A 6482-nucleotide genomic window follows, 5' to 3' on the forward strand; every position below is an offset into this window, starting at 1 on the left:
ACAGTCGGTTTTAACCGACTTCAGCTTTGAGACAGGGAATTTATTCCCTGGCTACTGGCTACCCAGATTTTTTCAAAATTCATATACTATTGCTATATTTGCTAATAATTATTACCCATTTTCCTCATTACGAATTACCCGATGTTTTTGCAAATCTGCTAAATTACAAACTTCTAACGCCCTAGCATGAGTAGCTTCTAAAACTACGGTCGGTGCAACACCTGCTTCTAGTGCTTCTTGCCATCTTGCAGCGCATAAACACCAACAATCACCGGGTTTTAAACCGGGAAAACTAAAATAAGGTGCAGGTGTACTCAAATCATTGCCTTGGGATTTAGTATATTGCAAAAATTCCTCTGTAACTTGAGCGCAAACAACGTGCATTCCCGTATCTTGTCCACCTGTGCTACAAAATCCATCGCGGTAAAAGCCAGTCATGGGAGAAGTGCAGCAAATTTCTAATTCTGTACCCAGTACGTTTTTAGCTTCTGTCATGATTAATTCCTCACAATTTTAATTTATTAGGGAAAACGAACCGCAGAGGCGCAGAGGACGCAGAGAAAGAGGGTTTGAGAGATATTTTGCGTAGGTCTTGATTTTTTAAGTTTGTGGGAGTTTATCAAATTCAATTTGACCATAGTCCAATTTAATAATTCTATCGGCTAAATGAAAATAATGATCATCATGACTAATTACTAAAATTGTTTTTCCCTGGGCTTTCAATTCTGGCAGTAATTGAGTATAGAATATATCTTTGAACAATGGATCTTGATCAGCAGCCCATTCATCAAATAGATAAATTTGCCGATTTTCTAAATATGCTGTTAGTAATGCGAGGCGTTTTCGTTGTCCTTGAGAAAGGGCTGTAGTGGAAAGTTGCCCATTTTCAATTTTGACTTTATGATCAAGTTGCAATTTCTCTAAATATTTTTGGGCTTGAATATCTAAGTTATTATTTTCTAATCCTAGTAGTTCTTCAAATAAATAAAAATCTGAAAATACTACAGAAAAATGTTGGCGATACCATTCGCGGTTATTTTCTGTAATCAAATTTTGATCTAAAATAATTTCGCCATTTTCAGGAATGTATAACCCTGTAATTAATTTGGCTAAAGATGATTTACCGCTACCATTGCCACCAACAATAAAAACTAATTCTTGGGGATAAAGGGTAAGATTAATTGGACCAAGAATAAAACTACTATCTTCTTTATCTGTGTAATAAGTGTGAGTAATATTTTGAAGTTGTAAACTGTGCCAATTTGTGAGAGAATCAGGCGGTGCAGTGGCAACTTCTCCACGACTGGCTAAAGATAAACCCAAAGATTCGATTTTTTGTAAAGCAACACTGGCTTTACTAATTAATGGTAAATTATTGGAAATATTATCCATGGGCAACATTAAATAAGTAAATGTGAGAATATAACCTGATAAAGTTTCGGCATCAATGGCGAATAAATGCGGTAAAATAAAGAGGACAAAACCAATAGCAAAGAAAAATATTAATTTACCCCAACTGGTAGTTGTCGCAAATAAAGTTAAACCTTGAACATTGTGATTTCTAAATCTGCTGGCTGTGGCTTCTAGACGATTGCTGAGGAAAAATTGTCGGCGTTGATAGTGGAGTTTAAGTTCTTTGATTCCGGCTGTAATAGTGCTAAAGTTATTAAATAAGGCATCTTGATCTTCACGGGCTAAAGCTAATAATTTTTCTCCTCTATCTAATAACCATTTACAACTACCAATAGCTACTAGCATTAAAACCACAACCATGATAAATACTAACCAAGATAGCCAAGTTATATATAGTAAACATCCCAAAGCCATGGACATATCAATACATAAAAAGGGAATGACATAGACAGCATTGGCTACGGCTTGGACATCTTCTGTTAAAGTTGCTAATAAGCGGGGATTTCCTAATTGTTCTAAATGACTTAATTCCGAGGCTAATATTTGCCGACTTAACTGCATTCTTAATTGCAAAACGGCATTTTGAGATAAGCGAATTAACATGATTTGGGACATCACGCCGGTAATTAAGGCTACGGTGACTAAACCGACGAAACCCCAGGCTATAGTTGTCAGAGGTGCAGCATTGCTTTTACTCGCAGCACTACTAATGAGGGCGATTAATCCCGCACTACTACCACCACTCAAAAAACCTGTGATAATAGCGATCGCTACCATTGTCCAAGAAGAACGCAAAAGAAAGTAAATTAGATTCATTAGTTAGTAGGGGCGCAGGGCCTGCGCCCAGTCATTAGTCATTAGAAAAAATTTTCCTGTGTTTATGTTCATTTTCTGTTTATCAGCCGTTTTATTTTACACCTATGGGGTTTATACAGCGATAGCTTTTTTGCGGGACTCCCCCCCCGTCAACCCCAATTTTCATCCCCCTGTCACTATCCTTAAACCCCTGTGTGGTGTTGATAAGGGGACTTACGCCAACCTAGCTTCATTTTGTCAACAAGATTATCCCCAATATCAAATTATTTTTAGTGTCCGCAGTTCCACAGACCCTAGTATAGAAGTAGTTGAGAAACTAATTCAACAATTTCCAGAAATAGATATTAGTTTAGTGGTGAAAGATCATATTATCGGTGCTAATTTGAAAATTAGTAACTTAGCTAATGCTGTTACCACCGCCAAACATGATATTTTCCTCATTTCTGACAGTGATATTCGTGTCAGTTCAGAATATTTGCAAACAGTTATTCAACCACTACAAGATCAAAAAGTCGGTGTTGTCACCTGTTTATATCGTTCTACAGCCGAAGGAATAGCCACGATTTTAGAAGCTATTTGTACAGCCACAGACTTTCAACCGGGTATTTTAGTTAGTAAACAATTAGAGGGAATAAAGTTCGCTTTGGGTTCAACTATTGTCATGCGTAAAACCACATTAGCAAAAATTGGCGGTTTTGCCGCCGTAGCTGATTATTTAGCAGATGATTATCAACTTGGCTATTTACCAACCCAAGCAGGTGACAAAGTGGTATTATCTAACTACATCGTCGAACACGGATTAGGACATAGTAGTTTATTAGATTCTATCAATCGCCAAATTCGTTGGGCGCGTTGTATTCGTGTTTCTCGTCCCTGGGGTTATATCGGCTTAATATTTACTTTCGGCACAGTTTCTAGTTTACTATTATTAATAACTAGCAGTGGTTCTATTTTTTCTTGCTTAGTTTTCTCCATCACTTTGCTAATGCGATTAATTATGGCTTGGGTAATAGGAGTAAAACTTCTCAATGACGCAGTTACTAAAAAATTCTTTTGGCTGATTCCTGTTGCGGATATAGTGAGATTTATAATTTGGTGTTGTGGATTTTTTGGTAATACTATTGAATGGCGAGGGACAAAATTTAAACTAGTTAAAAATGGTAAATTGCAAATAATCAAAAGTTAGGAATCAAGAATTAAGTAGGTTGGCGTTGAAAATTGTCGTTATGGCAAGGCAAAAGGCAAGAGGCAATAGGCAAGAGTGAAGAGGGTTTGGGCGATTTTACGTTTCTTTACACAGTTTGGTTTTATTGTGTTCACCTACTTAGCCCACCTGGGAATGATAGCGTAGCGTGGCGTTAGCCATATTCCCAGTCTAATAGCAGAAGTCATCTGAAGATGACTAAATAAACCGGAAATTTTTCACCTCATTCCCAGTCTCTGACTGGGAATGAATTCTAAAAGGCTCTGCCTTCAATAATATTAGAGGCAGAGCCTCATCAACTGCATTCCTAGTCAGAGACTAGGAACGAGATGTGGTAGGGATTTGAGCTTAAGTTGACACCAATGAAGCTCTTGCTTTACCCCTACACATCTGGGTTCTTTGTCATTTGGCAATTTAAATCTCACCCGTGTTTAGTTTTGACTTTCGCACTGCTTTAGTAGTCCGTTAAAACGGACTTGAGCTATCAGACAGGGAATTTATTCCCTGGCGGGTGTGGAAGCCAATAGAAGACAAGCAGGGGGAGAAGAGAGGCAGGGGGAAGGGAAGAACAGAAGTTTTTTCCGATCATTACCCGTCAAAATAAATTTGACGAACTACTAGGTTTTTCATAATTTTGCAAAAGTCTATGTCCCAACCGTTTTGAGTATGGAAAACAGAAAAATGACTTTTTCCCTACGGTTTTAGAACGTTGGCGGGAAACTGACCTTGCACGTTACCAGCGGGTATATAATGACAGACCACATAGAAAGCGTTGAATTTAGTCCCATTCATAGTTTTAGTGCCTCTTGCCGCACCACAACCTAACTGGGTGCTACTTTTCCACACAACCTGGGTAAAATGCCCGGTAGCAGAAGAGAAACCTGGACTATTATAATTATAAGCTTTGACTTCATCGTACCATGACTGAACTGCTGTGTTAGCCAGGCTGTCTGAACTTATCGAAGGGGCTGTAGTGTAGTAAACATATAAGTTTTCTCCAGCATTATTGCGCTGATTAGCTGCACTGTGTTGAAACAATCCATTGGCTGCTAAGTATTGCGCCCAGGTTTGAGCAGTATTATTAGCAGAATTACTAATTGTCATATTGGGACTACGATGGATAGCTCGATAAACGTTATGTTTAGACAAAGCATTGCTTCTAAAAACATTCAAATCAATATTTGTTTGCGCTAAAGCAGGATTGCTACCAATTGGCATTAAATTTGCCACCTGAGAGGGAATGATTCCTGTGAGTCCGAGGGTTAAGGCTGTACCTGTTGTTAATGCAAAATATGAAAGAAGTTTATTCATGATTTTATCCTTCCTTTGACAAGAATGAATTTTGAACAAAGTCAGACTATAGGGCGAATTGTGATTTAATCTTTACAGTCCCCGCTGCGGCTTTTGTTTGATTTACCTAATATGCAACTTAACAACATTACCGCTTATCTTTTAGTATCTCATGGGAGTCGTGATCCTCGTCCAGATATGGCTATGCAGCAATTAGCTAGGCTGTTAAGAGAGATATTACCCCCAGGGGAAAATTTCGTAGAAGTTGCTACCCTAGAGGCAAATATCCAACCTTTACATCTGCAAATTCAAGATTTTGCTCATCGTGTTCAGGCTTTTGGCTGTAAAAAGCTGCAAATTATTCCCCTATTTTTGTTACCGGGATTTCATGTGATGACTGATATTCCCGCAGAAATCGCCCTAGCAGAACAGGCTATCAGTGAAGGCATGATAATAGAATTGCGTCCTTATATTGGCAGTTATCCTGGGTTAGAAAAGTTTTTCGCGGGGATGATGACTAGGATTAAAGCAGATGTATCCATTATTTTAGCTCATGGTAGCCGACGGGCTGGTTCTCATACCTCTGTCGAAAGTATAGCAGCTACTGTCGGCGCAGTTACAGCCTATTGGTCTGTCCCTCCCAGTTTAGAAGTCAGAGTACAAGAATTAATCGCTGCTGGTTATGGACGAATTGCGATTTTCCCCTATTTTTTATTTACAGGTGGGATAACTGATGCGATCGCTCTGGCAGTAGAAACGCTAAAATTACAATTTCCATCAGTAAGTTTTCAACTCGCACAACCATTAGGAACAAGTCGAGAATTTGCGAATTTAATCGAGAATTTCATCACAGAAGAGGAAAAAGTTGTTGGGTAAAGTTTATTTAGTCGGTGCAGGTCCTGGAGATCCTGGACTCATGACTCTCAAAGGAAAAGGTTTATTAGCTTGTGCAGATGTGGTTATTTATGATGCTTTGGTGAGTCCAGAAGTGCTGGAAATGATCAATCCCCAAGCGGAACAAATCAACGCGGGTAAACGTATGGGTAGACATTCACTGTTACAGGAAGTCACCACCCAATTACTCATTGAAAAAGCAGAAAATCATGCCATAGTTGTCCGCCTCAAAGGTGGTGATCCTTTTATCTTTGGTCGTGGTGGGGAAGAAATGGCGGAATTAATAGCCGCAGGTATCCAGGTAGAAGTTGTCCCCGGAATTACATCGGGAATCGCCGCAGCGGCCTATGCAGGTATTCCTTTAACCCATCGTCTTTATAGTTCTTCTGTCACTTTTGTAACTGGACATGAATCCGCTGGTAAGTATAAACCCCAGGTAAATTGGCAAGCGATCGCTCACGGTTCGGAAACTATAGTAATTTATATGGGTATTCATAATTTACCCTACATTATTGAACAATTTACCCTAGCTGGATTGAGTTTAAATACACCCATTGCCTTAATTCGCTGGGGAACTCGGCCAGAACAGGAAGAATTAATTGGTGAGTTAGGAACAATTGTCCAACAAGTGGAAACAAAAGGATTTCTTGCCCCAGCAATAGCTGTAATTGGTGCAGTCGTTAAGATGCACGATATATTATCTGGTAAGGAAAAAAAGGAAATTAAATAATTATGAATTAGTTAAGTTTAACAACATTGAAGATTGTTGTATCAAATGTTTTACCCCACCCTAACCCTCCCCTTGTCAAGGGGAGGGAACCAGATTTTTCTTGTTACCCCCCTTACAAGGGACTATCGTGTACAC

At 39.0% G+C, this 6482-nt stretch carries 6 protein-coding genes; 3 read left to right on the top strand and 3 right to left on the bottom strand.

What is annotated here, in order from left to right; translation table 11 throughout:
- Positions 1–111 precede the first annotated feature (111 nt).
- Together FJR37_RS02355 and FJR37_RS02360 are read right to left on the bottom strand one after the other, a co-directional pair.
- Positions 112–495, bottom strand: coding sequence for a DUF2237 family protein (locus tag FJR37_RS02355; RefSeq protein ID WP_039201121.1), 384 nt, complete (start codon positions 493–495; stop codon positions 112–114).
- 105 nt (positions 496–600) lie between these two features.
- Positions 601–2229, bottom strand: coding sequence for a cyclic peptide export ABC transporter (locus FJR37_RS02360; RefSeq protein ID WP_039201122.1), 1629 nt, complete (start codon positions 2227–2229; stop codon positions 601–603).
- Positions 2230–2293: 64 nt separating this feature from the next.
- On the opposite strand from FJR37_RS02360, the gene hpnI reads away from it, so the two are divergent.
- Positions 2294–3415, top strand: coding sequence for a bacteriohopanetetrol glucosamine biosynthesis glycosyltransferase HpnI (hpnI, locus tag FJR37_RS02365; protein WP_168465195.1), 1122 nt, complete (start codon positions 2294–2296; stop codon positions 3413–3415).
- Between the two features lie 711 nt (positions 3416–4126).
- On the opposite strand, the gene FJR37_RS02370 is transcribed toward hpnI, so the two are convergent.
- Positions 4127–4744 (bottom strand): CAP family protein, encoded by a 618-nt coding sequence (locus tag FJR37_RS02370; RefSeq protein ID WP_168465186.1) that lies wholly within the window; start codon positions 4742–4744, stop codon positions 4127–4129.
- 111 nt (positions 4745–4855) lie between these two features.
- Here FJR37_RS02370 and FJR37_RS02375 point away from each other — a divergent pair, with 111 nt between their 5' ends.
- Positions 4856–5599 (top strand): sirohydrochlorin chelatase, encoded by a 744-nt coding sequence (locus tag FJR37_RS02375; protein WP_168465187.1) that lies wholly within the window; start codon positions 4856–4858, stop codon positions 5597–5599.
- On the top strand, positions 5592–6347 hold the full coding sequence (gene cobA, locus FJR37_RS02380) for a uroporphyrinogen-III C-methyltransferase (protein ID WP_174763376.1): 756 nt from the start codon (positions 5592–5594) through the stop codon (positions 6345–6347). The genes FJR37_RS02375 and cobA overlap by 8 nt, the downstream gene beginning before the upstream one ends.
- The last annotated feature ends 135 nt before the right edge of the window (positions 6348–6482 follow it).

Origin of the sequence: Aphanizomenon sp. UHCC 0183 (assembly GCF_009712065.1) — a bacterium.
Taxonomy (GTDB): Bacteria; Cyanobacteriota; Cyanobacteriia; order Cyanobacteriales; family Nostocaceae; genus Dolichospermum; species Dolichospermum heterosporum.